This window comes from Actinophytocola sp. (assembly GCF_036002505.1).
In the GTDB taxonomy this organism is placed as follows: domain Bacteria; phylum Actinomycetota; class Actinomycetes; order Mycobacteriales; family Pseudonocardiaceae; genus DASYTH01.
Genome location: NZ_DASYTH010000080.1, coordinates 1 through 25646, shown reverse-complemented (window position 1 = coordinate 25646; position 25646 = coordinate 1). Strand labels below are relative to the sequence as shown.

Annotated in this window: 28 protein-coding genes and 1 pseudogene; 11 read left to right on the top strand and 18 right to left on the bottom strand. The window is 70.8% G+C overall.

Features of this window, described 5'->3' with window-relative positions; genetic code table 11:
- Positions 1–57 precede the first annotated feature (57 nt).
- From VGR06_RS06220 to hemQ, 3 genes and pseudogenes are all read right to left on the bottom strand, one after another.
- Positions 58–883, bottom strand: a pseudogene (locus VGR06_RS06220) (pentapeptide repeat-containing protein).
- 10 nt (positions 884–893) lie between these two features.
- On the bottom strand, positions 894–1661 hold the full coding sequence (locus tag VGR06_RS06215) for a VOC family protein (protein WP_327557996.1): 768 nt from the start codon (positions 1659–1661) through the stop codon (positions 894–896).
- A gap of 434 nt (positions 1662–2095) precedes the next feature.
- On the bottom strand, positions 2096–2788 hold the full coding sequence (hemQ, locus tag VGR06_RS06210; protein ID WP_327557995.1) for a hydrogen peroxide-dependent heme synthase: 693 nt from the start codon (positions 2786–2788) through the stop codon (positions 2096–2098).
- A gap of 23 nt (positions 2789–2811) precedes the next feature.
- On the opposite strand from hemQ, the gene VGR06_RS06205 reads away from it, so the two are divergent.
- Positions 2812–3249 (top strand): PPOX class F420-dependent oxidoreductase, encoded by a 438-nt coding sequence (locus VGR06_RS06205; RefSeq protein ID WP_327557994.1) that lies wholly within the window; start codon positions 2812–2814, stop codon positions 3247–3249.
- A 184-nt stretch (positions 3250–3433) separates the two neighbouring features.
- Here the strand turns inward: VGR06_RS06205 and hemG are convergent, their stop codons facing one another.
- Both hemG and hemE read right to left on the bottom strand, forming a co-directional pair.
- On the bottom strand, positions 3434–4897 hold the full coding sequence (gene hemG, locus VGR06_RS06200) for a protoporphyrinogen oxidase (protein ID WP_327557993.1): 1464 nt from the start codon (positions 4895–4897) through the stop codon (positions 3434–3436).
- Positions 4894–5979, bottom strand: coding sequence for a uroporphyrinogen decarboxylase (hemE, locus tag VGR06_RS06195; protein ID WP_327557992.1), 1086 nt, complete (start codon positions 5977–5979; stop codon positions 4894–4896). The genes hemG and hemE overlap by 4 nt, the downstream gene beginning before the upstream one ends.
- Before the next feature lie 100 nt (positions 5980–6079).
- Here hemE and VGR06_RS06190 point away from each other — a divergent pair, with 100 nt between their 5' ends.
- Positions 6080–6643 (top strand): DUF3000 domain-containing protein, encoded by a 564-nt coding sequence (locus VGR06_RS06190; RefSeq protein ID WP_327557991.1) that lies wholly within the window; start codon positions 6080–6082, stop codon positions 6641–6643.
- 51 nt (positions 6644–6694) lie between these two features.
- On the opposite strand, the gene VGR06_RS06185 is transcribed toward VGR06_RS06190, so the two are convergent.
- Positions 6695–7708, bottom strand: a complete 1014-nt coding sequence (locus tag VGR06_RS06185) for a dipeptidase (RefSeq protein WP_327557990.1) — start codon at positions 7706–7708, stop codon at positions 6695–6697.
- 279 nt (positions 7709–7987) lie between these two features.
- Here VGR06_RS06185 and VGR06_RS06180 point away from each other — a divergent pair, with 279 nt between their 5' ends.
- The 3 genes from VGR06_RS06180 (at position 7988) to VGR06_RS06170 (ending at position 10870) form a co-directional block, all read left to right on the top strand.
- On the top strand, positions 7988–8704 hold the full coding sequence (locus VGR06_RS06180; protein ID WP_325161656.1) for a response regulator transcription factor: 717 nt from the start codon (positions 7988–7990) through the stop codon (positions 8702–8704).
- A gap of 86 nt (positions 8705–8790) precedes the next feature.
- Positions 8791–10035: a ribonuclease D gene (locus VGR06_RS06175; protein WP_327557989.1), complete on the top strand. Its 1245-nt coding sequence runs from the start codon at positions 8791–8793 to the stop codon at positions 10033–10035.
- Between the two features lie 31 nt (positions 10036–10066).
- The gene (locus VGR06_RS06170; RefSeq protein WP_327558009.1) at positions 10067–10870 is read left to right on the top strand and encodes a DUF72 domain-containing protein; all 804 of its coding nucleotides are present in this window, start codon (positions 10067–10069) and stop codon (positions 10868–10870) included.
- Positions 10871–10875: 5 nt separating this feature from the next.
- Here the strand turns inward: VGR06_RS06170 and VGR06_RS06165 are convergent, their stop codons facing one another.
- From VGR06_RS06165 to VGR06_RS06145, 5 genes are all read right to left on the bottom strand, one after another.
- Positions 10876–11082, bottom strand: a complete 207-nt coding sequence (locus VGR06_RS06165) for a hypothetical protein (protein ID WP_327557988.1) — start codon at positions 11080–11082, stop codon at positions 10876–10878.
- A 123-nt stretch (positions 11083–11205) separates the two neighbouring features.
- Complete coding sequence (locus tag VGR06_RS06160) at positions 11206–12381, bottom strand: LLM class flavin-dependent oxidoreductase (protein ID WP_327557987.1); 1176 nt, start codon at positions 12379–12381, stop codon at positions 11206–11208.
- Between the two features lie 349 nt (positions 12382–12730).
- Entirely contained in the window at positions 12731–13120 is a 390-nt protein-coding gene (locus VGR06_RS06155; protein WP_327557986.1) for a hypothetical protein, read from the bottom strand.
- 129 nt (positions 13121–13249) lie between these two features.
- Positions 13250–14377 (bottom strand): HAMP domain-containing sensor histidine kinase, encoded by a 1128-nt coding sequence (locus VGR06_RS06150; RefSeq protein ID WP_327557985.1) that lies wholly within the window; start codon positions 14375–14377, stop codon positions 13250–13252.
- Entirely contained in the window at positions 14367–15047 is a 681-nt protein-coding gene (locus VGR06_RS06145) for a response regulator transcription factor (RefSeq protein ID WP_327557984.1), read from the bottom strand. The genes VGR06_RS06150 and VGR06_RS06145 overlap by 11 nt, the downstream gene beginning before the upstream one ends.
- Before the next feature lie 158 nt (positions 15048–15205).
- On the opposite strand from VGR06_RS06145, the gene VGR06_RS43795 reads away from it, so the two are divergent.
- From VGR06_RS43795 to VGR06_RS06135, 3 genes are all read left to right on the top strand, one after another.
- A complete protein-coding gene (locus VGR06_RS43795) occupies positions 15206–15433 on the top strand; it encodes a type II toxin-antitoxin system HicA family toxin (protein ID WP_414637164.1) in 228 nt (75 codons plus the stop codon).
- Positions 15430–15834, top strand: coding sequence for a hypothetical protein (locus VGR06_RS06140; RefSeq protein ID WP_327557983.1), 405 nt, complete (start codon positions 15430–15432; stop codon positions 15832–15834). The genes VGR06_RS43795 and VGR06_RS06140 overlap by 4 nt, the downstream gene beginning before the upstream one ends.
- Positions 15835–16040: 206 nt before the next feature.
- Complete coding sequence (locus tag VGR06_RS06135) at positions 16041–16496, top strand: SRPBCC domain-containing protein (RefSeq protein WP_327557982.1); 456 nt, start codon at positions 16041–16043, stop codon at positions 16494–16496.
- A 130-nt stretch (positions 16497–16626) separates the two neighbouring features.
- Here the strand turns inward: VGR06_RS06135 and VGR06_RS06130 are convergent, their stop codons facing one another.
- The 3 genes from VGR06_RS06130 to VGR06_RS06120 are packed head-to-tail and all read right to left on the bottom strand — an operon-like array spanning position 16627 to position 19264.
- Positions 16627–18198 carry a DUF885 domain-containing protein gene (locus tag VGR06_RS06130; RefSeq protein ID WP_327557981.1) on the bottom strand — a complete coding sequence of 524 codons (1572 nt, stop codon included), beginning with the start codon at positions 18196–18198 and terminating at the stop codon, positions 16627–16629.
- A complete protein-coding gene (locus VGR06_RS06125) occupies positions 18198–18371 on the bottom strand; it encodes a DUF397 domain-containing protein (protein ID WP_327557980.1) in 174 nt (57 codons plus the stop codon). The genes VGR06_RS06130 and VGR06_RS06125 overlap by 1 nt, the downstream gene beginning before the upstream one ends.
- 29 nt (positions 18372–18400) lie before the next feature.
- Complete coding sequence (locus VGR06_RS06120) at positions 18401–19264, bottom strand: helix-turn-helix transcriptional regulator (RefSeq protein ID WP_327557979.1); 864 nt, start codon at positions 19262–19264, stop codon at positions 18401–18403.
- A gap of 118 nt (positions 19265–19382) precedes the next feature.
- Here VGR06_RS06120 and VGR06_RS06115 point away from each other — a divergent pair, with 118 nt between their 5' ends.
- Positions 19383–19616, top strand: a complete 234-nt coding sequence (locus VGR06_RS06115) for a hypothetical protein (protein ID WP_327557978.1) — start codon at positions 19383–19385, stop codon at positions 19614–19616.
- On the opposite strand, the gene dxs is transcribed toward VGR06_RS06115, so the two are convergent.
- Positions 19613–21547, bottom strand: coding sequence for a 1-deoxy-D-xylulose-5-phosphate synthase (gene dxs, locus VGR06_RS06110; protein ID WP_327557977.1), 1935 nt, complete (start codon positions 21545–21547; stop codon positions 19613–19615). The genes VGR06_RS06115 and dxs overlap by 4 nt on opposite strands.
- A 200-nt stretch (positions 21548–21747) precedes the next feature.
- Here dxs and VGR06_RS06105 point away from each other — a divergent pair, with 200 nt between their 5' ends.
- Entirely contained in the window at positions 21748–22413 is a 666-nt protein-coding gene (locus tag VGR06_RS06105; protein ID WP_327557976.1) for a hypothetical protein, read from the top strand.
- A gap of 3 nt (positions 22414–22416) precedes the next feature.
- Here the strand turns inward: VGR06_RS06105 and VGR06_RS06100 are convergent, their stop codons facing one another.
- Positions 22417–22875: a MarR family winged helix-turn-helix transcriptional regulator gene (locus tag VGR06_RS06100; RefSeq protein ID WP_327557975.1), complete on the bottom strand. Its 459-nt coding sequence runs from the start codon at positions 22873–22875 to the stop codon at positions 22417–22419.
- Between the two features lie 88 nt (positions 22876–22963).
- On the opposite strand from VGR06_RS06100, the gene VGR06_RS06095 reads away from it, so the two are divergent.
- Positions 22964–23551, top strand: coding sequence for a YceI family protein (locus tag VGR06_RS06095; RefSeq protein ID WP_327557974.1), 588 nt, complete (start codon positions 22964–22966; stop codon positions 23549–23551).
- Between the two features lie 216 nt (positions 23552–23767).
- On the opposite strand, the gene VGR06_RS06090 is transcribed toward VGR06_RS06095, so the two are convergent.
- Together VGR06_RS06090 and VGR06_RS06085 are read right to left on the bottom strand one after the other, a co-directional pair.
- Positions 23768–24955, bottom strand: coding sequence for a class I SAM-dependent RNA methyltransferase (locus tag VGR06_RS06090; RefSeq protein WP_327557973.1), 1188 nt, complete (start codon positions 24953–24955; stop codon positions 23768–23770).
- Positions 24948–25646: DUF1932 domain-containing protein (locus VGR06_RS06085; RefSeq protein WP_327557972.1), on the bottom strand; the 699-nt coding region annotated here is incomplete at its 5' end. The genes VGR06_RS06085 and VGR06_RS06090, both read right to left, overlap by 8 nt.

Genomic DNA, 25646 nt, shown 5'->3' with positions numbered 1-25646 from the left:
ATAGAACCGCGGGACAGGTTACGGAGACCAACCTCAATATCCGGTAAACAAACGGCGCTATTTCGACCAGTGTGCCGGGCGCGTGAGCGCCTCCGGCAGCACGGGTTTCGCCGTCGCCGGCGGCCGCGTTGACCTGGAACTGGGTGAGGAAAATGCTGGCGCCGAGATCCGCCCCGGCATCGCCGCGCCGCGCAGATCGGCGCCGGTGAGATCGGCCAGCCGCAGATCGGCACCGGTGAGATCGGCGCCGATCAGGTACGCGCCCCGCAGGTCGGCCGCGCGCAGGTCGGCGCCGCGCAGGTTCGCACCCATCAGGGTCCGCACCGCGCAACTGCCGCCCACCGTGGCCGCGCACCAACTCGCTCACCCGCCGCAGCACCGCGCCGACCCGCCGCCGGCGAGCGTCAACATCCAACTCCGCCAACGCTTCCGGCCCGAGTTCGGTGAGCCGCTCGGTCTCGGCGAGCGCACCGCTGAGGTCGGAACGCAGTGGGCGGGCCGCGCCGAACCCGAGCGCCTCGGTCAGAAACCAGAGCAGCTCGTGCAGCTCCCGCATGACCCCGAACACGGCGAACATCCGCCCGGCCGTCTCCGGTGCGCTCCGCCGTCCCGGCCGCCGAACGTCAGCTGCGCGACCTTCTGCCCGGCGCCCAAGCAGTCGTAGACCGTGCACCCCCGGGAACCCGTTGGCCCGCAACCGGTTGTGCATCGAGCAGCGGAAATCCGCGGCCAGGTGCGGGCATGGCCGCCCCGCGGGCTTGTCGATGGCGAAGTCCGCCGACGCCGAGAACGCCGGCGCCACACAGCACAACCCGAAACACCGCGCGCAGTCCGCGCGCAACGCCATGAAGGACTCCCTGGACGTTCCGGGGGAGTCCTTCATGGCAACTCACCTACACGCTGACGATGCCGAAAACGGCGCCCTGGTCGTCGGCCAGGATGGCGATGCGGCCGTTCGGCGTGTCAAACGCCTCCTTGACAACCGAGCCGCCCAGCTCGACCGCCTTGGCCAAACTCGCGTCGGTGTCCGAAACGCCGAAGTACGTGAGCCAGTTGGCCGGCATCTCGTCCGGCGTGCCCGGCGGCAGCGTGCCGATGCCACCCACCGGCCGGCCCTGCAGGTCGAGCGTGGCGTAGGAGAACTCGTCACTGCTCATGTCGCCGTACTCGTAGCCGAACACCTCGTTGTAGAACTTCTTGTTGCCGTCCCAGTCCCGGCTCATGTTCTCGTTCCAGCTGACCGCGCCCGGCTCGTTGGCGAGTCCGAACCCGGTGTGGGTACCGGACTGCCAGGCGCAGAACACCGCACCGGCCGGGTCGGACGCGACGATCATCCGGCCGAGGTCGGCGACGTCCATCGGGTCCTGCATCACCTGGCCGCCGGCGGCCTTGATCTTGGCAGCGGTCTGCTCGACGTCGTCACTGGCCACCGTGGTGGTCCAGACGTGCGGCTGGCCGGGGTCCTGCACCGGGGCCGCGCCCGCGACCCGGTTGCCGTCCTTGGTGAAGATCGCGTACCCGCCGAACTGCGGGTCCGGGTTGATACCGGCTTCCCAGCCGAACAGGGAGCCGTAGAACGTAACCGCCTTCTCAACGCTGTCCACGCTGACGTCCACCCAGCACGGGGTGCCGGGCAGCCAAGCGGTGTCACGAGTGACCATGACGGTCAGCCTCCAAAACGTGTGTCCTGTCAGTGCACCGGGCACGGTAGACCCCCGCACCGACATCGGCGAGCCGGGCCAAAGACATGACAGGCACACGCCAACACTCCAACGGCCTATTGTCACCCGCAACCGCGCCCGATATGTTCCGGCGCATGGAGGGGCAGGGGTACTGGGGTTAGAAGTTTTTTTATTTACCCACCTATACACCACGTGTAGAGGTGGTGCGTATAGTTGCGCGCTCAAGCACCGCTGCCCCTCCTCGGTAACCAGGAGGTGCCATGGCCCACAGCCTCAGACGGATCGCGACCGCGGGGACCGTCCTCGCCCTCACGATCTCCACAACCCAAGCTCGCGAGGAGGTAGCCAGGAATGCGGTGAAGGCGTCCTTCCTCACGCTCAGCGAGAGGAAGGACGCCTTCACCGCACCTTGCTCAGGGCAAGCTGGCGACCAGCTCGGCCGGCGGGATCCGCGTACCGGTGTAGAACGGCACCTCCTCGCGGACGTGGCGGCGTGCGTCGCTGGCCCGCAAGTGCCGCATGAGGTCCACGATCCGGTGCAGCTCGTCGGCCTCGAAGGCGAGGATCCATTCGTAGTCGCCGAGGGCGAACGAGGCGACGGTGTTGGCCCGCACGTCGGGGAAGTCGCGCGCCTGGAGGCCGTGCTGGGCGAGCATGCGGCGGCGCTCCTCCTCGGGCAGCAGGTACCACTCGTAGGAGCGGACGAACGGGTAGACGCTGACGTAACGGCGTGGCTCCTCGCCGGCCAGGAACGCCGGGATGTGGCTCTTGTTGAACTCGGCGGGCCGGTGCAGGGCCACCTGGCTCCACACCGGGACGGAGACCCGGCCGAGCGCGGTGCGGCGCAGGCCCGCGTAGGCCGCCTGGAGCTGCTCGATCTCCTCGGCGTGCCACCAGATCAGGTAGTCCGCGTCGGCGCGCAGCCCGGCCAGGTCGTAGACACCGCGGACGACGACGCCCTTGCCGGCCAGCGAGTCCAGGTACTCCCGGACCTCGGTGCCGGCCGGCCCGCGCTCGTCGGGCAGGCGCCCGGGCTCGACCCGGAACACCGACCACATCGTGTAGCGGATCGCCGAGTTCAGCTCGGCGAAGTTCGTGCGCGCCATACGCCCATGGTAAGCACTGCCCCATGCATCGGATGTCCAGGCAGGAGTGGCTCGACTTCGTGCACACCGGCACCCGCACGGGCAAGCTGGCCGTGACCCGGAAGGCCGGCAGCCCGCACGTCTCGCCGGTCTGGTTCCTGGTCGACGAGACCGCCGACGGCGACCACGTCGTGTTCACCACGCAGGCCACCAGCCTCAAGGCGAAGGCGTTCGCCCGCGACCCCCGGTTCGCGCTGTGCGTGGACGACCAGCGGCCGCCGTACTCCTACGTGCTGCTCGAAGGCGAGGCGACGCTGTCCGACGACCTCGACGAGCTGCTGGTCTGGGCCACCCGCCTCGGCGGCCGCTACATGGGCGCGGAGTCCGCCGAGCAGTTCGGCCGCCGCAACGCCGTGCCCGGCGAGCTCCTGGTCCGCGGCCGGATCACCCGGGTGACCGCGTTCGCCAGCGTGTCGGACTGAGCTCGGCGCTCAGGTGCGGTCGGATCGTCGGGCGCGGTTCCTACGGTGGCCATGACCAATGCCCTGAAGGCGGCCTTCGAAACATTGAGCGTCCCGGAGGCGGCCTTCAGGGCATGTGTCGACCGCCCAAGAGTCACACCGATCCCTCCGGGCCACGCCCGCCACAGCCCAGTAGGAAGCAAAGTCACATTGCTACCTCACTGAGCTCGGCGACGACCTTCGCCGCCGCCCGGTCGGCGGTGCCGATGCAGGCCGGGATGCCGACGCCGTGCAGCACCGCACCGGCCACCGCCAGCCCCGGCACGTCCGCGACGGCGTGTTCGATCGCGGAGACCAGGTCGACGTGGCCGACGCCGTACTGCGGCAAACCGCCACCCCATCGGGTGACGACGGTGTCCACCGGTTCGGTGGTGATCCCGGTCAGCTCGGCGAGATCAGCCCGCACCAGCCGGACCAGCGAAGCGTCGTCAACCTGCAGGGCACCCGGCTCCCCGTGCCGGCCGACCGAGCCGCGGACCAGCACCGGCCCGGCCGCGCCCAGGTGGTCCCACTTCCGCGCGGAGAACGTGAATGCCTTGGCGGCGAACGGAGTCCCATCGGCGTGCCGCTCCCCGGAGCCGATCAGCACCCCCGAACTGTCCGGCAGTTCCGTCCCCGGCGGCAATGCCAGCCCGACGACCGCCATCGAGGCCACCCCGACCTCACCGTAGGCCCGTGACGCGACCGGCACCACGCCGTCCAGCAGCCGCCGGGCGGCCGGCGCCGGCACGGCCAGGACCACCGCGTCCACGTCCAGCACCGGATCGGCCGGAGCGTGCACGGCCGCCACCGCACCCAGCTCCAGCCGCCACCCGTGCTCGCGCCTGGTCAACGCCCGCACCGGATCCCCGAGCCTGATGTCCACTGTGGACTCATCGGCCAGTGTCGCTACGAGCCCACTCAGCCCGTCGCGCAGCGTCGCGAACACCGGCACCATCGTGTTTATACCGACCCCCTGACGGGGGCCCGCCCCCACCGCGAGATACTCCGCCGCGGGCAGCGCCGCCGCGGCGGCCGCGGTGAGCGAACCGGCCCCACCGTCCAAAGCGGACGCAAGTGCCGGAAGCGTGGCCCGCAAGCCGAGCCCGTCAACACTTCCCGCGTACACCCCACCCAGCAACGGATCCACCAGCCGGTCCACCAGCTCCGGCCCGAACCGGCCGCGCAGCAACGACCCCAGCCCGGTGTCGGCACCGTCCAACTGCACCGGCGGCAACCCGCGCTCCGCCTCGACGCCGCGGAAACCCTTGCCGGACAGCAGATCCCGCACGGTCTCCGGATCCGCCGGCACCCCCATCACGGTGCGCCCCGGAATGCGCCGGGTCACCCCGCCGGCGCGCACGGCCGACCGGGCAGCACTCGGATGCACCAGCCCCGCACCCAGCCCCAGCTCCTTGATCAACGCGAGCGCCTCGGGCCGCCGGTTCAGGAACGCCTCCGCGCCCACGTCGTACCGGACCCCGGCCAGCTCCGTCGTGCGCAGCTTCCCGCCCAGCCGGTCCGACTGCTCGATCAGCGTGATCCGCGCGTCCGGCCCGAGCAGCCGGCGCAACCGGTACGCCGCGGCCAGCCCGGTGATCCCGCCCCCCACCACCGCGACGGCGGTCATGGCTCGAGGGTGTGGATCAGCTCGACCACCCGGGTGATCACCTCGGGGTCGGTGTCCGGCAGCACCCCGTGGCCGAGGTTGAAGATGTGCCCGCCGGCCGCGCGCCCCTCCGCCACAATCCGGCGCACCTCGCGCTCGATGACGTCGAAGTCGGCCAGCAGCACGGCCGGGTCCAGGTTGCCCTGCACCACCGGCGCCGGCCCGCCCGGCACCGCGGCCGCGAGCCGCCGCGCCGCCTCGTCCAGCGGCACCCGCCAGTCCACCCCGACGACGTCGGCCCCCGCCTCGCGCATCGCCCCGAGCAGCTCGCCGGTGCCCACCCCGAAATGGATCCGCGGCACCCCGGCACCGTCCAATCCGGACAGCACCTTCGCCGAGTGCGGCAGCACCAGCTCCCGGTAGTCCCGTTCGGACAGTGCGCCGGCCCAGGAGTCGAACAGCTGCACCGCGTCCACCCCGGCGTCCAGCTGAACCCGCAGGAACGTCAACGTGATCTCGGCCAGCCGGTCCAGCAGCGCGTGCCAGGTCCGCGGGTCGGAGTGCATCAGCGCCTTGGTGCGCTCGTGGTGCCGGCTCGGCCCGCCCTCGATCAGGTACGAGGCGAGGGTGAACGGCGCCCCGGCGAACCCGATCAGCGGCAGGTCGCCCAACTCGCGCAGCAGCAACCCGATCGCCTCGGCCACCGGCCCGACGGCCGCCCCGTCCAGCACCGGCAACGCGGACACGTCGGCCATGCTCCGCACCGGCGCCGCCACCACCGGCCCGGTCCCCGGCACGATGTCCAGGTCGACGCCCGCCGCGTGCAGCGGCAGCACGATGTCGCTGAACAGGATCGCCGCGTCCACCCCGTGCCGGCGCACCGGCTGCGCCGTGATCTCACAGACCAGCTCGGGGTTCAGGCAGGCACTGAGCATCGACGAGCCCGCCCGGAGCCGCCGGTACTCCGGTAGCGACCGCCCCGCCTGCCGCATGAACCACACCGGCACCCGCGCCGGCCGGCCACCCGCCGCGGCCACCAGCAGTGGAGCCCCCACCAGCGCCCGCCGCCCCGTCGCGGCCCCAGACTTGGTCACGTTCGTCATCGTCATCATGGTGCCACGACCGGCTCCGCACCCACCGTGGGCACAACACGCGGCGCGGCCTACCGCCTCACTGACTCGGGTGGTTTTACAGTTACCAGTCGTGACCGGTATGTCGGCGGCTCCGGAGCTGTTCACGCGGGCGGTCGCGGCGTTGCGCTCGCTGCGGCCGCGGCCCGAGCTGCACCTCGAGGAGGTCCGCGCGCCGCAGCGGCTTGCCCCGTGGGCGTGCGCGTTCACCGCCGAGGTGACCGGGCCGTCGGAGATCCTGGCCACCGGGCGCCTGGTGCTGCTGCACGACCCGGACGGCGACGAGGCCTGGAACGGCACGCTGCGGGTGGTCGCCTACGTCCGCGCTGAGCTCGACGCCGAGCTCGCCGCCGACCCGCTGCTGCCGGAGGTCACCTGGTCCTGGCTGACCGACGCGCTGAACGCCGCCGGCGCCGCGTACACCGCGCTCGGCGGCACGGTCACCGACACCTCTTCGGCCCGCTTCGGTGAGATCGCCGGCCCGGCCCGCACCGACGACGTGGAGCTGCGCGCCTCCTGGACCGCACTCACCGCCGAGCTCGTCCCGCACGGCGAGGCGTTCTGCGACCTCATGGCCAGCGTCGTCGGGCTCCCCCCGGTCGGCGTCGCCGCGCTCGGGCAGCGCCGCAGCGGTTGACCCCCGACGCGCCGGTAAACGCCGCCAGCCGTTGTTACCTTTTGCCAGTTATCACCGCCGAACGGTTGCCAACTCCTCCGCCGTGCGGAGCACTCGCAACACGTTGTGCCCGGCCAACTTGGCGCAGTCGTCGTCGGTCCACCCGCGGTCGAGCAGCGCGTCGAACAGCGCCGGGTAGGTGCTGACATCCTCCAGCCCGACCGCCACCTGCGACACCCCGTCGAAGTCCCCGCCGAGCCCGACGTGGTCGATCCCGGCCACGTCCCGGGCGTGCTCGACGTGCGCCACCACGTCCGCGACCGTGGCCTGCGGGCCCGCCGAGACGAACGCCGGCACGAACGTCACCATGCACACGCCGCCGTTCTCCGGCAGCCGGGCCAGCACGTCATCCGGCACGTTCCGCGGATGATCACGCACGGCCCGGCAGGAGGAGTGGCTGAAGATCACCGGCGCGGTGCTCACGTCCAGCGCGTCGCGCATGGTCGCCGGCGCCACATGGGACAGGTCGACCAGCATGCCGAGCCGGTTCATCTCGGCCACCACCTGCCGCCCGAACCCGGTCAGACCGCCCGCGACCGGCTCATCCGTGGCCGAGTCCGCCCACGGGACGTTCCGGTTGTGGGTCAGCGTCAGATAGCGCACGCCCAGCCGGTGCAGCGCCCGCAGCACGCCCAGCGACTCCGCGATGCAGTGCCCACCCTCCGCGCCGAGCAGCGACGCCACCCGCCCGTCCGCGATCGCCGTCTCCACCTCGCCGGCCGTCCGGGCCAGTCGCAGGTGTTCCGGATACCGTGCGGCCAGGGCGTGGACGATCTCGATCTGCTCCAGCACGGCGGCGACCGCGGCGTCCCCGGTGAGCTCGCACGGCACATACACCGACCAGAACTGCCCGCCGACGCCCCCGTCGCGCAGCCGCCCGAGGTCGGTGTGCAGGTCGGGTTGCGGTTCCGTGAGGTCGATCCCGGCCGCGACCAGGGCCGCGTCCGGACCGAGCCGCTTGCGCAGTGCCCAGGGCAGATCGTTGTGGCCGTCGATGATCGGGGCGGCGCGGAGAAGGGCGCTCACCCGGTCGTTCGTCGCGGCCCTCACTGGGCCAGACCTGGTTTCATCGAGTACCGCTGTCCTTCCGTTACGTAACCATCCTTGGTTCGTCCAATCGTGTGACATGAACCCGGCCGGGTGACAACTCGATCGGATATATCACGATTTGATCATGTCGCTAACCCGCTTGGGCGGCTAGGCTGCCTTCGTCGACACCACTTTCGGTCCAATGGCGGCGCGGCTGTTTGGCCGAAAGTCCCGGTGCCGGTCGGGGGGCACGACCGACTCCAGGGAGGTAGTGACGTGGCTGCCGTCGGCTTAGGTCAGGCCGTTCGAACCACGCCAGCCGGCGTACTGCCGGCGAACATGGTCCCGCATCCGCGGGAAGAGTTGTTCTCGGTGCTGGTGGTCGATGACCATCCGTTGTTGAGGGAGGCGATAGCTGCCCGGCTCACGCAGATGGGAGCGGGCACCGTCCACGAGGCCGCCACGGTGGCCGAGGCAAGAGCGCGTGCACTGGCCACCGGCCCGTGCGATCTGGCGATTCTGGACCTCGGACTGCCGGACGGCAGTGGCATCGAGTTGGTAACCGAGCTCCGCAGCCATGGCTGGCCGCGGATCGTGGTGCTGGCGTCCTCGGACGACCCGTACGCGGTGCGTTCGGCCTTCCAGGCAGGCGCTCAGGCCTACCTGCTGAAGTCCGCCTCACCGATGGTGGTGACCGACGGGGTGCGGCGCGTGCTCGAGGGCGGCGTCTACGCCGACCCGAGTGTGGCCCCGATTCTGGCCACCGGAACCCGGGTCCCGGGCACCGACAACACGCCTCGGGAGCTGTCCGCTCGCGAGGTCGAGGTTCTCCAGCTCGTTGCAGATGGGCAGTCCAACAAGGAGATCGGCGAGGGTCTGAACCTGTCAGCCTTGACGGTGAAGAGCCATCTCTCGCGGATCGGGCGCAAGTTGGGCACCGGGGACCGCGCCCAGATGGTCGCGCTGGCGATGCGGGCCGGCGTGATCCGCTGAGCGGGTTACCCGACAGCAGGAACCACAAGTCAAGATCTGCCGGTGCTCGCCAGGCCGCCGGAGGCCGTCCCGTAGGGTCATCCGTCGTGAGCACGTCAGGGAACGGGGAAGCCGAGCCGGCGTCACCCGCTCCTGTGCTGCTCACCGAACCCGCGGGCGGAACTCCGGCGGTGATCACCGAGCAGGCACGGCTTGCCGAGGTGTCCGCCGCGATCGCGGCCGGCCAGGGGCCGATCGCGGTGGACACCGAGCGGGCGTCGGGTTACCGCTACTCGCAGCGGGCGTATCTGGTGCAGGTCCGCCGCGAAGGTGTCGGCACCGTCCTCGTGGACCCGGTCGCGCTCGACGACCGGATCGACCCGCTGATCACGGCGCTGCGCGGCGCCGAGTGGGTGCTGCACGCCGCCTCCCAGGATCTCCCCTGCCTGGTCGAACTGGGCCTGCGGCCGGACCGCCTGTTCGACACGGAGCTGGCCGGGCGGCTGGCCGGGTACGAGCGGGTGGCGCTGGGCACGCTGGTCGAGGTGCTGCTCGGCTACCGGCTGGAGAAGGGCCACGGCGCCGCCGACTGGTCGCACCGCCCGCTGCCCCGGGACTGGCTCAACTACGCCGCGCTCGACGTCGAGCTGCTGATCCCGCTGCGGGACACCCTCGAGGCCGAGCTTTCCAAGCAGGGCAAGCTTTCCTGGGCGCTCGAGGAGTTCGAGGCGCTGCGCACCGCGTCGCCCGCCCCGCCGCGCGCCGAGCCCTGGCGCCGCACCTCCGGCATCCACCGGGTGCGCACCCCGCGCGGCCTCGCCGCCGTCCGCTCGCTCTGGGAGGCCCGGGACGGCCTGGCCCGGCAGCGCGACATCGCTCCCGGCCGCATCCTGCCGGACAGCGCGATCGTGCACGCCGCCGTCGCCGCCCCCGACGACGAGATCGGCCTGCTCCAGCTCCCGGTGTTCCGCGGCCGCGCCCAGCGCCGGCTCGCCGACGTCTGGATGCGCGCGCTGCGGGCCGCGGCCGGCCTGAACCGGACCGAGCTGCCCGACCCGTCGCCGCACAATGACGGCCCGCCCCCGGTGAACCGCTGGTCCGACAAGGACCCCGCCGCGGCCGCCCGCCTCTCCGCCGCCCGCGCGGCGCTCACCGCGATCGCCGAGAACAACCGGCTGCCGCTGGAGAACCTGCTGCAACCCGACCTGGTCCGGCGCACCTGCTGGGAACCGCCGGCCGACCTCTCCGAGTCGGGCGTGGCCGAAGCCCTGCGCGCCGGCGGCGCCCGGAACTGGCAGATCACGCTGACCGTGGCGGCGCTCGCCGAGGCGCTTGCGGTGTCGGCCGGTTGACTTCCGTCCACGGTGGCACTCTGTTGCCGTGATCCGCGTCGGCACCTCGGGCTGGCTCTACCCACCATGGCGCGGCGTCTTCTACCCCACGGGCCTGCCGCACCGCGCCGAGCTCGGCTATCTCGCCGGCCGGCTGAGCTCGGTGGAGATCAACGGCTCGTTCCACTCCCTGCAACGCCCCACCAGCTACCAGTCCTGGCACGCGCAGACCCCGGACGACTTCCTGTTCGCGGTCAAGGGCGGCCGCTTCATCACCCACATGAAACGCCTGCGCGACGTGGAAACCCCGCTGGCCAACTTCTTCGCCTCCGGCCCGCTCGCGCTCGGCGCCAAGCTCGGCCCGTTCCTCTGGCAGCTCCCCGCCACCCTGCGCTACGACCCGGACCTGCTCACCGCGTTCTTCACCCTGTTGCCGCGCACCACTTCTGCAGCGGCCGATCTCGCCAAGCACCGCGACGACCGGCTGTCCGGCCGGGACTGGCTCACCGCCGACGCCGACCGCCCGCTCCGCCATGCCCTCGAGGTCCGGCATCCCGACTTCACCACGCCCGAGTTCCTGGACCTGTTGCGCGCCAACGACATCGCCCTCGTCATCGCGGACACCGCCGGGAAGTTCCCGTACCTCGAGGACGTCACCGCCGGCTTTGCCTACGTCCGCCTGCATGGCGACGTCGAGCTCTACACCAGCGGCTACGCACCGTCCGCCCTGGACACCTGGGCCACCCGGATCCGCAGCCTCAGCGCCGCCGGGGACGTCTACGTCTACTTCGACAACGACGCACACGCCCACGCCCCCTTCGACGCCATGGCTCTGGCGCAGCGACTCCGGAGCTGACGGCGTCAGGAAGCCAGAGCCAGCAAGGCTGTGGCGTGCTGGTGCGCGGCCGCGGCCTGGCGCAGCGCGGTGGGCCGGCTGGCTTCGTCCTCTTGGGCGAGTTGCTCGAGCATGTGGGCCTTGAGCTCGTACCAGTGGGCCACTTGGGTCGGTGGGGCTTGGAGGCCAGGTGCAGTTCGGATCAGCTGACCCAGTTCGTCCAGAACGGTCATGATGACACCGCCGCGAGAAAGTCAATAACTGGATGTGCGATTCTCCGCACGGCAGCCACTTGACAACCAGTGCGTGCGGCATCGGTCGACCATGAAGATTTCAGTTGGACACGCGGGCGGGGGTCACTCCCGGTCGAGCTCGGGGATCAGCTCGCCGATCAGCCGGATGCTCTTCATCACCTTGTCGTGCGGCATGCCGCCGATCTGCTGCAGGCACATCAGCCGGTCGATGCCCAGGTTCGCGTAGGCCTGGAGCTTCTTGCGGCAGGTGTCCGGGCTGCCCACGATCAGCGAGTCCTGGGCGCTGAGCACGGTGAAGATCTCGTCGTCCGGCACGTGCTCGCCCTGCAGCACCCGGCCGATCAGCAGCTGCGCCTCGGTCGGCGCGTTGCCCGCCTCGCCGCGCAGGAACTCACCGGCGAGACCGCCGCCGCCGGCGGACTCGAGCAGCTGCTGGTGCCGCTGAGTCATCTCCACGAACGCGCTGGCCGCCTCGAAGAACGTCAGCGCGGTCACCGTGTACCACGCGGCCGCGGCCGCCGCGCCGTTGTGCATGGCCTCCTCGTCGGTGTCCGCGCAGTGCACGAACGTGAAGTAGGCGATCTGGTCGTTCACGAACGCGCCGGCCGGCTCGGTGCACGCCCGCGCCGCCGCCCGGTACAGCGCCACCATCCGCCCCGCCCGCTCCAGCGACTCCCACATCGTCGTGCCCAGCACCCCGACCCCGCGCCGGCCGGCCTCCTCGAACGACGCGGGACTGGTCGCCGCCTGCCACAGCGGCGGATGCGGCCGCTGCACCGGCTTCGGCCCGATCCGCACATCGTCGATCTGATACGTCTCGCTGTGGTAGGAGAACCGCTCCGACATCCAGATCCCCGGCACCATCTCGAACGCCTGCCGCGTCTGGTCCCGGGCCTCCTCCGGGTCGATGTTGAACAGCCGCCACTCCGGAATCGTCGAGCGGGTCAACCCCAACTCCACCCGCCCGCCACTGAGATGGTCGAGCGTCGCCGCCCGCTCCGCGATCCGGATCGGATGGTTGAACCGGGCCGGCGCCAGCACCGCCGAATGCCCCAGCCGGATACGCGTGGTGTGCTGCGCGATCGCCGCCAGCATCAACTCCGGCGCAGACGACAAACTGAACTCCCCGGCCCCGTGGTGCTCCACCTGCCACCAGCATCCATACCCCAGCTCATCAGCCAACTTCGCCTGCTCCAGCGTCTCCGCGAACTTCCGCCCCTCATGCCCCTCCGGCCACGGCCGCGGGTTCTGGATCTCGTTGAACAGATCGATCTTCACAAGAGACAAGCTACGGCCCCGACCATGGACAGGACCAGACCGGCGCCGAACTGACCGGCACCGGTCTGGGCGCAGGGCCGTTTCAAGATCGTTTGGGTGGCGCCTCAGGCGGTGCTACCCGAGGCCGGTGGCGTGCCGGTGGTGCCGAGCCGTGCGACACCTCAGTGTCCATTGTGGAGTGGATGCGAGGAAGGCGTCCTTTCTCACGCCCAGCGTGAGGAAAGCGTCCTTCATCGCACGACTTCGCCAGCCACTGGAGTACCTGGCGTCACCACAGTCCCATCAGCAAACAGCAACCACTCAGGTGATCTTGAAACAGCCGTGGGTCTGGGCGTCTCCGCTGGATTGGCTACTGACGCTTACACCACGACGGGCCGATCCAGGCGGCGTGAATATAGATACCGTTCTTTCCCCGGCAGGCGGTCAGGACACCGACCCCGATCGCCAGAATGGTCGCGACGATCGCGCCGGGCAGGCCCAACCGTGACAGCAACGCGGCCGCGGCCGCACCTCCCCCGATCACGATGTTCGCGTCCTCGGAGTTCAGGAAGACGGCGAACCCCCACCAGTGCTTCTTGATCTTGGTCTTGCCGCCATTCACCGAGTCCGACGAGTCCGCCACGATGAGGACGCCGGGATCCGCCGTCATGGCGGTGGAGATCACCCGATCCGGCGCCACCACCTCGGCAACGCCGGACGGCACGGAAACCGCCGCCATCGCCACGATCATGCCGCCCACAATGGACACACGAAGACTATTCCTGATCGACATCGCGCACCTCCGTTCCCCTTCTGAAAGTACCGTCCAACAAGGACAAACGGAGTAACACGATCGAGGGTAAACGGAACCGCGAATAGTGACAGAACGCTATACCGCAGGAAGTTGGACGGTGACGGTGAGGCCGCCGCCGGGGACGGGGTCGGCGGTGACCAGGCCGCGGTGGGCGAGGACGACGGCGCGGACAATCGACAGACCGAGACCGGTGCCGGTCTGGGCGGTGCGGTCGGGGCCGGCGCGGCGGAAGGGTTCGAAGAGCTCGCCGACGCGGTCGGGGTCGACGAGGGTGCCGGACGAGTTGACCCGCAGGCAGGAGTGGGCCGGGGCGCGGTCGAGGCGAACCTCGATCCAGCCGCCGTCGACGTTGTGCCGGACGGCGTTCTCGAGAAGATTGCCGGCGACGCGTTCGAGCAGGGCGGGGTCGCCGACGGTGGGGGCGGTGTCGCCGAGGAACGACGCGGTGATGTGCCGGCGCTCGGCTTCGGCGCGGACGGCACGCCAGGCGGACGTGACCACGGTGGCGAGGTCGACCGGCTCGGCGACGGCGATGCCCAGGCCGTCGGTGCGGGCGAGCAGCAGCAGCGCCTCGACGAGGTGCCCGGCGCGCAGGGTCGCGGCGCGCACCACCTCGGCCATCCGGCGCAGCTCGGCAACGTCGGCGTTGGCGTCGGCCAGCGTCACGTCCAGCTCGGTGCGGATCACCGACAGCGGGGTGCGCAGCTCGTGCGAGGCGTTGGCGACGAAATGGCGCTGCGAGGCGAACGCGGCCTGCAACCGGTCCAGCATCGCGTCGAACGTGTCCGCCAGCTCCGCCACCTCGTCGCGCGGCCCGCGGTGGCCGATGCGCTCGCCGAGCGACTCCACGGACAGCCGGCGCGCGGTGGCGGTGACATCCCGCAGCGGCTGCAGCACCCGGCCGGTGATCGTCCAGGCCAGCAGCGCGGCCGCCAGCACGACGCAGACCAGCGCGATCGACCCGGCCTGCAGCACCCGGGCCTGGGCGTCGTGCCGCAAAGCCGAGGCGAGCTGCCCGACCTCGACCGGAACGCCGTCCACCTCGATCGTGGTCCCGGGCGGGAACGACGGGACGGACGCGCCCACGTCGCCGGCCAGGACCCAGCCCAGCCAGAGCAGCAGCCCGCCGGCCATCGCCACGAGGCCGGTGGTGAGCAGCGTGATCCGGCCGCGCAGCCCGGGGCTTCGCCGCTTAGCTGCCATCTCGGCGGCTCGCCACCGGCACCCGGTAGCCCGAGCCGACCACGGTGTCGATGATGCCCGGCTCACCCAGCTTCTTGCGCAGCGTCATCACGGTGACCCGCACCGTGGTGGTGAACGGGTCGGCGTTCTCGTCCCACACCCGCTCCAGCAGCTCCTCGCTGCTCACCACGGACCCGCCCGCGGCCAGCAGCACCTCGAGCACGCCGAACTCCTTGCGGGTCAACTCCACCGGCCGCCCCGCGCGAGTGACCGTGCGCCGCGCCGGATCCAGCTCGACGTCCGCGGCCTGCAGGATCGGCGGTGTCACCGGCGTCGCCCGCCGGGCCAGCGCCCGCACCCGCGCCACCAGCTCGGGAAACGCGAACGGCTTCGCCAGGTAGTCGTCGGCGCCGAGGGACAGCCCCTCGACCCGCTCCTCCACCGCGCCGCTCGCGGTCAGCATCAGCACCCGGGTGAGCTGCCCGGACCGGACGATCTCCCGGCACAGCTCGTCCCCGGTCATGCCCGGCAGGTCACGGTCCAGCACCACCACGTCGTACCGGGTGATCGAGGCCTTCTCGTGGCCCTCGTCCCCGGTCAACGCGACGTCCACGGCCATACCCTCGCGCCGCAGCCCACGAGCCACCGCCTCAGCCAACGGCCGCTCGTCCTCCACGATCAGAATCCGCACAACCTCACCGTATTCGCACATCCGCCCCCGCCGCCGCCCGGCACCTCGTACGAGGTCATGAACGACCGGACCCCGATCAAGGTTCCTGGACCTCCGCCATCACCCGATAGTGTCTAGCCAGTTGACGGTTGTGGTGTCTACTAGATAGACATATCATTGTGAAAGCCCGTGAGGTGAACCGGCGGATCGAGCGGTTGGGTGGCGTGATGTCACGGCAGACCGGCTCGCACCGCCGCTACCAGGCCACCTACACGGATCGTGCCACAGGCGCGGAGGCAGTCGCCTTCACGACGGTGGCACAGCATCCAGGGGACATTCCGGCGGGAACGCTCCGGGCGATCGAGGGAGATCTCGAGGTCGCGTTCGGGAAAGGATGGCTGCGATGAGCGAGCACGTCTACCGGGTGGTCGTGACCCGGGAGAACGGAGCCTGGCTGGCGGACGTCCCCGAGCTGGCGGGCGCACACACGTACGCTCGCACCCTTCCCGCGCTTGACCGCGCGGTACGTGAGGTCGTCGTGATGGCAGTTGACCGACCCGACGAGGATATGCCGCTCCTTCGTCTGGCGTACGACTATCGCACCGGTGATCCAGAAGTGGACGTGACCGCCGCCGAGGTACGAACACTGCGCGAGCAGGCCGACCAAATCGCTGCCTCCGCGACCGCCCGTACCAGCGCAGCGGCGGAACTGTTGGTCGCGCACGGCCTCTCCGTTCGCGATGTCGCCGCGATTCTCGGCATCAGCCCGCAGCGGGTCTCACAGATCACCACACGAAGGGCCAGTTAGCGCACCACCGATCATGGACCACGCCGGACAAATCCGGTGCCTATTTCGAAGGCCGGTTCCGCGGCACCGGGGCCGGAATCGTGCTGAACGACCCCGACGCCGGCTACGCCGACATCTCACCGCGTTCCTGGCCACCCTCCCCCTGCACTGGTAGCCGCCACTACGCTGCCGCACGGCAACGCGGCACGAGCAAAGGTGGTCCGGGCATGGTGGAGCTCTCCTTCGAAACCGAGATCCACAGCTCTGCCGACACGGTCTTCCAGCTCATCACCGACCTGCGCGGCTACGACCGCTGGCTCACCTCCTCGGCAGCCTATGCCGGCACCACCGAGATCAGCGCCGACCCGATCACGGCCGGAACCACCTACACCGAATCCAGCCCCAGCGGGACGCGCCACGGCACGGTGACCGAGCTGGACCCACCAAACCGCGTCACCTTCCACCAACCGATGACCATGAAGCCGCGCTCCCTCGGCACCATCGACATCCACGTGACCTACACCCTCACCCCAACCCCAGCCGGCGTCCACGTCGCCCGGCTCGTCACCCTCACCCTCCCCTGGCCGCTGAAACCGCTCCAACCATTCGTCCTGCGCCAGTTCCGCCAGGAAAGCCAACGCACCATCCAAGCCCTGAAATCCTTCACCGAGACGCAGCCCTAACCCCGCCGCGGCAGATCATCACGTGCCCAGTCCGGGCATGTTGGCCGCTGACGTTGCTGTGTTGGCCTCTGGCGTCGGCGTGTTGGCAGGTGGCGTCGTGCCAATACAACGACGTGAGACGCCAACATGGTCACAAGGCGACCACGTCGTCCAGGACGGCCATCGGCACCGGGCCGGTGCTGAGGATCAGGTCGTGGAATGCGCGGATGTCAAAGGAGGTGCCGAGGGCGCGTTCGGTCCGGGCGCGGAGGCGGTCGAGCTCGAGGCGGCCGATCATGTAGGAGAGGGCCTGGCCGGGGGATTCGATGTAGCGGTCGGTTTCGGACTGGATCTCGACTTCGCTCATGACGGTGTTGGCGCGGAGGTAGTCGACGGCGCGGCGGCGGGGCCAGCCGAGGTGGTGCAGGCCGGTGTCGACGACGAGGCGGGCGGCGCGCATGGAGTCGTTGGCGAGCATGCCGAGGCGGGCGACGTGGTCGGAGTAGAGGTTCATCTCGTCGGCGAGGCGCTCGCAGTAGAGGGCGAAGCCTTCCATGTAGGGGTTGATCCAGGCGACGCGGCGGAGCGTCGGCACGCCGGTGAGCTGCTGGGCGAGGGTGATCTGGATGTGGTGCCCGACGGCCTCGTGGAAGGTGTTGGCCTCGGCGACGCAGCGGTCGCGCTCGCTCGCGCGGTAGGTGTTGACGTGGAAGACGCCGGGGCGGGAGCCGTCGAGGGGGCCGGGCTGGTAGCCGGCGCTGGACGCGGTCGGGGCGTCGAGCTCGGGGACGGGGGCGAGGCCGCAGCGGTGGGTGGGGAGGCGGGCGAACCAGCGGGGCAGGACGGCCTCGGCGCGGTCCATCGCGGAACGGCAGGTTGACAGCACCTCGGCGGCGTCGCGGAAACGCAGCGCGGGGTCGGTGCGCATCCGTTGGCGCACCTCGTCGACCGAGCGCGTGCCCAGCGCCGCGGCACCGATCTCGCGGTACTCGCCGGCCAACCGCTCGATCAGCTCGAGGCCGGTGCGGTGCAGCTCGTCCGGGTTCCGCCCCGTGGTGGTGTGCATCCGGACGAGCGCGGCGTAGGTGTCGGATCCGCCAGGGAGCCAACACAATCCGGGACGGTCATCGGGGCGGCCGGCGGAGGCGAGCTCGTCGTGCAGCACCGCGCGGTAGGCGGCGACGGCCGGGCGCACCTTCCGGTCGAGTACGTCCTCGGTCTCCGGCCGGCGCAACCGGTCGGCGGCGGGATCGGCGAGGTAGGCGTCGATCCGCCCGATCGCAGCACGCACCAGCGAGCCGACCGGAAGCCGGCCGGCGGCCACTCCGGCCCGGTGCCGCTCCGCCGCCGACGCCAGGAAGCCCGGCACGCTTTCCAGGCGTGCCAGCAGGTTTCCACCCTCTACTTGGGACAGAATGGACAGGATGGCGAACGGCGCGGTCAGGTGGTTGACCATGGTGTGCTCGACCAGCCGCGCGTCGAACCGGGTGGCGACCGCCCCGGCCTGCTGGATCACCACGCCACGGGTGACCTCGTCGCCCGGGTCGAGCCCCGACGCCTCCCGGGCGATGCGCAGCGCATGGTCGCGCAGGCGCTGCCCGGCCGCCTCGTCGATGTCGGGCAGCCGGTCCTCGTAACCCGGATAACCCTGCAGGAGTTCGTTGAGCGGGTCCTCCCCGGCCAGCACGTCGACCAGTTCGCCGGCGAGCTCCTCCAGGCGCATCAACGGTTCTCCAGGCGGCGGCCGGACCTGACGGCGGTCAGGAACGCGCCGAGCTCGACCTCGAGGCGGACGCCGGGGTTCTTGGAGTCACGCACGGCATCGAGCGTGCCGGCGACCTCGACGCACTCCGCGCCGTTGGCGTCGCTGTAACTGGACTTGCGGAACTCGGCCATGGTCTTGTCCTTGCACGAGCGGGGACAGGTCAGTAGTCGCGAGCCACCTCGCCCATGAACGCCCGGGTGTCCTCGGGGCTCAGCGCCGCGGCGGACAAGCGATGCCACAACCTATCGTGCGCCGTGATATCGGTTTTGTCCTCCAGGTAACGGAAATCGACGAGCTGGTCGAGGTAGACCACCTCCAGCGGCCCAGCGGCGCCCGGCGTGGGGATGCGGAGGATCGTGAACCGGAAACTGACGAATGCACCGTGGTAGGTACGGGTTCTGAACGGCAGCACCTGGATCTGGGTGTTGGGCCGCCGCGACAACGTGATCAGGTAGTCGATCTGCGCACGCATGACCTCGGCGCCGCCCTGCATCCGGCGCAGGGCCGACTCGGACATGACCACCAGAAGCTCCGGCGCGTCGGCCTTGTCCAGGATCTCGTGCCGCTCCAACCGCGCTCGCACGAAGTCCTCCACGCTGAGCGCGTTCTCGAACCGGGACCGCTCCTCGTACATGGCACGGACATATTCCTCGCACTGCACGATGCCGGGAATGACCTCGGCCCCCACCGTGCGGATCAGATCAGCGTCCTCCTCCAGGTCGACGAACATCCGGAACTGTTCGGGATAGGTCGCGCGGTGGCCATTCCACCGGCCGCGATGAGAATTGTCCCGGCGCAGTTCGGTCAGCAGATCGATGCGGGACTGGTCGGTCACCCGGTAAACCTTCAGCAGCGTGGCCAAATCATCCGCGGAGACGACACGTTGCCCGGACTCGATTTCGGCTATTCGGCCCTGCCGCTTCCCGACGTGGCTGCCCGCCTCCTCCTGCCCGAGGCCGGCTTGCTCGCGCAGGTACCGCAACGCGTAGCCGAGCTGTTTCCGCCGCGTCGTAGGCGTTGCCATGAGATGAGCTGCCCTCCAGATCACCCGATTGGGGAAGTGTCATAACGGGATACCCCACGTATTGTCGAGCACAATCCCGATCAGGAGGTCCCTTAGTCACCGCATTTTACCGTCGAGGATGGGAGAGCACTCGGCCATGGTCACCGGCGTGTCGGTCAGTTCCCTGATCACTTTGCCCGACGACTGTCGCTTCACCTACCTGATCGAGGGCAGCGGCCGAGCCTGGATCAAGGTGGACAACCTCGAGCTCGACTTCGAATCCGAGGCGCTCCGCGAGTTCGTCAAGCTCGGCACCGAGCTGCTCGCTGAGTTGGATGCCTTGTACGCCAAGGAAAACGAGGATCCAGCCTAGCGGCTCTCGCGCTCCTCGGCGGGCCGCGCGGCGACCTCCTGCGGGCGCTCGCCGATCAGGTCCGCGGCCCACTCGGTGATTCGCCGGGCCACGTCCTGCGCGGTCAGCCCCAGCCGCACGAACACCTCCGGCCGCGTGCCCTGCGCGTGGAACTTGTTGGGCACGGCCAGATCCCGCAACGGAACGTCCACATCGGAGTCCCGCAGCGCGGCCGCGAGCGCCCAGCCGAAACCGCCGTGCCGGCCGCTGTCCTCGACCGTGACCACCAACCGGTGCCGCGCGGCGACGTCCACCAGCTCACCGGGCACCGGCACCACCCAGCGCGGGTCCACGACGGTCACCCCGATGCCCTGATCCGCCAGCCGCGCGGCCGTCGCCAACCCCAGCTCGGCGAACGCGCCCACGGTCACCAGCAGCACGTCCGCGCTCTCCGCCGGGCCCGGCCAGCGCAGCACGTCCACCGGCCCGATCCGGTCCACCGCGGCCACCTCGCCGCCGACCGCGGCCTTCGGGAAGCGCAGGACCGTCGGCCCGTCGTCGGTGCCGACCGCCTCGCGCAGCTCCTCGGCCAGGGTGACGGCGTCGCGCGGCGCGGCGACCCGGATGCCGGGGACCACGCCGAGCAGAGACAGGTCCCACATGCCGTGGTGGCTCGCGCCGTCCGGCCCGGTGATGCCCGCCCGGTCCAGCACGAACGTCACCGGCAGCCGGTGCAGCGCCACGTCCATCAGCACCTGGTCGAACGCCCGGTTGAGGAACGTCGAGTAGATCGCCACGACCGGGTGCATGCCGGCCATCGCCATGCCGGCGGCCGAGGTGACCGCGTGCTGCTCGGCGATGCCCACGTCGAAGCAGCGGTCCGGGTAGGCCTCGGCGAACGGGGCGAGCCCGGTCGAGCGCAGCATCGCCGCGGTGATCGCCACGACGTCCGGCCGCTCCGCCCCAAGATTTGCCAGCTCCTTGGCGAACACGCTGGTCCAGGACGCGCCCTTGGCCGTCGTGGGCTTGCCGGTGAGCGGGTCGATCGGATCGGTCTGGTGCATCTGGTCGATCTCGTCGTTCTCCGCCAGCGGGAAACCGCAACCCTTGCGGGTCACCGCATGCACGACGACCGGGCCGCCGAACGCCTTCGCCCGGCGCAGCGCCGACTCCAGCGCCGCGAGATCATGGCCGTCCACCGGGCCGAGGTACTTCAGCCCGAGGTCCTCGAACATCATCTGCGGGCTGAGCGCGTCCTTGATCGCCTTCTTGGCCGCGTGCAGCGCGGTGTAGACCGGCTTGCCCACCACGGGCGTGCCCTGCAGCACGCGCTTTCCGCCCTGCAGCGCGCGCTCGTAACCGGGCCGGGTGCGCAGCGTCGCGAGGTGGTCGGCCAGGCCGCCGATGGTCGGCGAGTAGCTTCGGCCGTTGTCGTTCACCACGATCACCATCGGCCGGTCCTTGCCGGCGGCGATGTTGTTCAGCGCCTCCCAGCACATACCGCCGGTGAGCGCGCCGTCGCCGACGACGGCCACCACGTGCCGGCGCTCACCGCGCAGCGCGAACGCCTTCGCCATGCCGTCGGCGTAGGACAGCGCGGTGGAGGCGTGGCTGTTCTCCACCAGGTCGTGCTCGCTCTCCGCCCGGCTCGGGTAGCCGGAGATGCCGTCCTGCAGCCGCAAGCGGTCGAAGCCGTCGCGGCGGCCGGTGAGCACCTTGTGGACGTAGCTCTGGTGCCCCACGTCGAAGATCACCGCGTCGTGCGGCGAGGCGAACACCCGGTGCAGCGCGATGGTCAGCTCCACCACACCCAGGTTCGGCCCGAGGTGCCCGCCGGTGGTGGTCACCTTGTCGACGAGGAACTGCCGGATCTCGGCGGCCAGCCGGTCCAGCTCCTCGTGGCTCATCCGGTTGAGATCGGCCGGTCCCCGGACGGACTCCAGCAAGGTCACGACACGCACCCCAATCTCGCACAACGCCGACAAGCGGCTGGTCTCCTTCGGACTGTGACCTCTTATTTGGCTCGCTGGCGTAGCGCCAGTGTCGAGTTCCCGCCCGTAGCCGACGCGGCCAGTTTACGAGTGCCCCGCGACCGGCCGCCTCACCCGGTAAGGTCATACCCTCGAAGCAGGGGTCGGGGAGGACGAGGACGTTGAGTGAGCCGCTGCCGGCGATGAGCCAGGCGGAGCAGGACCAGCTGACCCGCCAGGTCGGCCGTGCCCTGCTCGGCGCCGCGCCACCGGGCTGGACCCGGATCCGCGCCGAGTACCGCTCCGCCGGCCGGCACATCGAGGTCGACGTGTTCGTGACCGGCCCCGACGGCGCCGAGCACCCGATGCGCCCGCCCATGGAGGTGGTCGACGGCCTCGGCCGGATGCGCCAGGGCATGTACCGCCCCGGCATCGGCACCTGGCTCTCCGCCGTCTACGCCCTCGAGCCGCCCAGCAGCTTCACCGTCGACTTCGAACCCGACCTCGAGCCCCGCTGGCGCCGCCTCCCGCCGCCCATCGGCTTCCAGGACGAACTCCGCTTCTTCCCCCGCTCCGACGACAACATCCCCGACTGGCTCCGCCAGCGCGCCGGCCTGCCCCCGGCCGGACAACCGCCCATGCCTCCGCCCGGCGCCGGGCCGCAGCCACCGATGGCGACACCGCCGGCCGGCATGCCCCAGACCGTCCGCCCCGGCCCGCCATTCGCACCACCCGCCGCACCCATGCCGGCCGGGCCGCCGAACTGGGCCGCACCTCAGCAGGCCGGGCAACCGGGCCCACCGCCGGGCTGGTCTCCCCCGCCTCCACCGGACCCGGCCACCACCTGACCACTACCGGCGGCTCCGGCCGGTGTCGTGGTGGACCTTCGCCACCCGCCCCAGTGCCTCGGCCAGCACCTTCTTCTCGTCGTCGGTGAGGTGCACGGCGAAGTGGTCCTCGATGCCGCGCAGGTAACGCGGCGCGGTGGCGCGTAGTTCGCGCCCGCCCTCCTCGGTGATCACCGCCCACACCACCCGGCCGTCATCCTCGTCGGGCTCCTTGCGCACCAGCCCGGCCCGCGCCATCTCGTCGACCAGCCGGCTCACCCGGGTGCGGCTGAGCACGACCCGCTCGGCGACCTCCTGCATCCGCAGCCGTCCCCCTTCCCCGTTCAGCTCCAGCAGCACGTCGTACCAGGTCAGGGGGATTCCCCCGGCACGGCTCAGGTCGGCCTCGATCGCCCGCAGCGCGGCGTTCGACGCCAGCAGCATCGCCCGCCACGCGTCGAGTCCGGGCTCATCCTTCGGCATGCCGCCAGCATAACCGTTGCGTGCGTCTGCACACACCTGTTAAAGTGCGTGCAGACGCACACAGTTTGAACGGAAGGAACCCCAGACCATGAGCAACACGACAACGGCACCGACCCGCCTGCTCGGTGGGACCGAACTCCCCGCCGCGGGAACCTGGCGGCTGGACCCCGGCCACGCCGAGGTCGGCTTCGTCGGCCGGCACTTCATGCTGACCAAGGTGCGCGGCCGGTTCACCGGCGTCGACGGCACCATCACCATCGGCGAACGCCCGGAGGACAGCCACGTCTCCGTCACCATCGACATGGCCAGCGTCCACAGCGGCGACACCGCGCGCGACGACCACCTCCGCTCGGCGGACTTCTTCGACGTCACCAACCACCCCTCCGCAACCTTCGCCTCCACTCAGGTCACGTGGAACGGCAACCGAGGCACCATGACCGGCAACCTCACCATCAAAGGCACCACCCGCCCGGTCACCCTGAACATCGAATACCTCGGCCACGCCCGCGACCCCTGGAACAACGACCGCGCCATCTTCTCCGCCCACGGCAAAATCAACCGCGAAGACTGGCACCTCACCTGGAACATGCTCCTCGAAACCGGCGGCGTCCTCGTCTCCAAGGAGATCGAGCTGCAATTGGAGGTCGAACTGATCCGCCAGCCGACGGCAAACTAGACGTCCGGCGTGTTGGCCTCCGACGTCGCCATGTTGGCCCATGGCGTGGCCATGTTGACTTGTGGCGTCGCCACGTTGGCCGAGTGCGCGTCGGGGTCGCCGTGAGCTGTGTCCGGCGTCGTCGTCACCAGCCAATACGCCCGCGTCAGGGGCCAACACGGCGACGTGGCGCGCCAACACAGCGACGTGAGACGCCAACACGATTACCCGCCATGGTCACGCCCGTTCGAGGAGGGCGACGCATTCGATGTGGTGGGTCATGGGGAAGGTGTCGAAGGCGCGGAGGTGGGTGAGGGGATAGCCGAGCGACGAGAAGGTGGCGACGTCGCGGGCCAGGGCGGCGGGGTCGCAGGCGACGTAAATGACGCGGGCGGGAGCGCGGGCGGTGATGGCTTCGACGACGGGGCGGCCGGCGCCGCGGCGGGGCGGGTCGAGGACGACGACGTTCGGCGACGGGAGGTCGGGGGCGGTGAGGACGCGTTCGGTGCGGCCGTGGAAGACGCGGACCTGTGGGAGGTCGGCGAGGTTGCCGGCGGCGTCTTCGGCGGCACGGGCGGCGGACTCGACGGCCAGGACCGTCCCTTGGGGACCGACCTGGGCGGCGAGGACGGCGGCGAACAGGCCGACCCCGGAGTAGAGGTCCCAGGCACACTGACCCGGAGCCAACGCGGCCCAGTCGCCGACCACCTCGGCGAGGACGTCCGCGGCGTCCGGGTGGACCTGCCAGAAACCCCGTGCCGCCAGGCGCCACTCGCGGCGGGCGGCGTGCTCGACGGCGACGGCGGAGCCCGTGACCAGCCGCGGGCGGCCGTCGGTCACCTCGGCGATGTGCAGGCTTCCCAAGGAATCCAGCGTGACGTCGAGCTCGGCGCCCGGGGTCCACGGGCGGCCGGCCACCGCGTCGACGGTGCCCGGCGCGGCGATCGGGCAGTCGGCGACCGGCACCACGTGATGGCTGCGGTGGGCGCGGAACCCGGCGCAGCCCTCCTCGTCGACGGCCAGCTGGACGCGCGTGCGCCAGTCGAGCAGGCCGCCGGGGAGCTCCTCGACGGTGACCGCGACGTCCAGGCCGGCCAGCCGGCGCAGCTGCTCGGCGACCACGAAACCCTTGAGCGCCCGCTGTTCCGCGCCGGACGCATGCTGCCAGTCGCAACCGCCGCAGCCACCCGGCACGGCCAGCGGGCAGGGCGGCGGCACCCGCGAGGGTGACGCCAAAAGCACGGAAACGGCGTCACCGCGGCAGAAGGAGCCGCCGCGGTCCTCGGTCACCTCGACCACGACCCGCTCGCCGGGCAGCGCGTGCCGCACGAACACCACCCGGCCCTCGGCCCGCGCGACGCAGTGCCCGCCGTGCGCGACCGACCCGACCTCCACCTCGAACCGCCGGCCCACCCAGTCAGTCATCACGGCCCCGGCGCAGGTGCCGCAACGCCGCCGCGACGTCGAGGTCGGCGTCGTCCTTGTCGGCCTCCCACCGGCCCAGCACGGCGGCGGCCCCGGTGGCGAGCTCGGCCGGCAGCCCGACCGCGGCGAACGACTCGGCCGCCTCGAGCATCTCCGGTGCCCAGCGCCAGGCCCGCGCGGCCACCCCGGGCATCCGGTGCGGCCTGGCCAGCGCGCTCTCCGTCTCCCGCCCGGCCTCGGCCAGCAGCTCCGCAGTCACCCCGTACTCCGACGCCAGCGCCTGGCTCACCGCGGCCAGCGCGTGGCTCGCCTTGTTGTACGAACCGAACGCCATCTTCAGCGCGCTGGCGTCGCCGATCCGCGGGCTCAGCCGCACCGGCTCGGCCGCGCCACCCACGAACAATCCGTGTACCAAGGAAACCAGCTCATCCGGCCCGGACAGGTACACCCGCGCGGACCGGTCCGGCCGGGGCGGCGGCCCGATGATCGACCCGTCCACCACGTCCGCGAACAACTCCGCGATCCGGATCATCCGATGTGGACTGATCGCGTTGGCGTCCACGTAGACCCCGCGGAACCCGTTGCCCGCCACCAGGTTCGCCACGTCCTCGGCCGCGGCGGGCGGACAGATCGCGAGCACCACGGACGACTCGGCGAGCAGCTCCCCCACCGTGTCCACCCCGCGCAACCC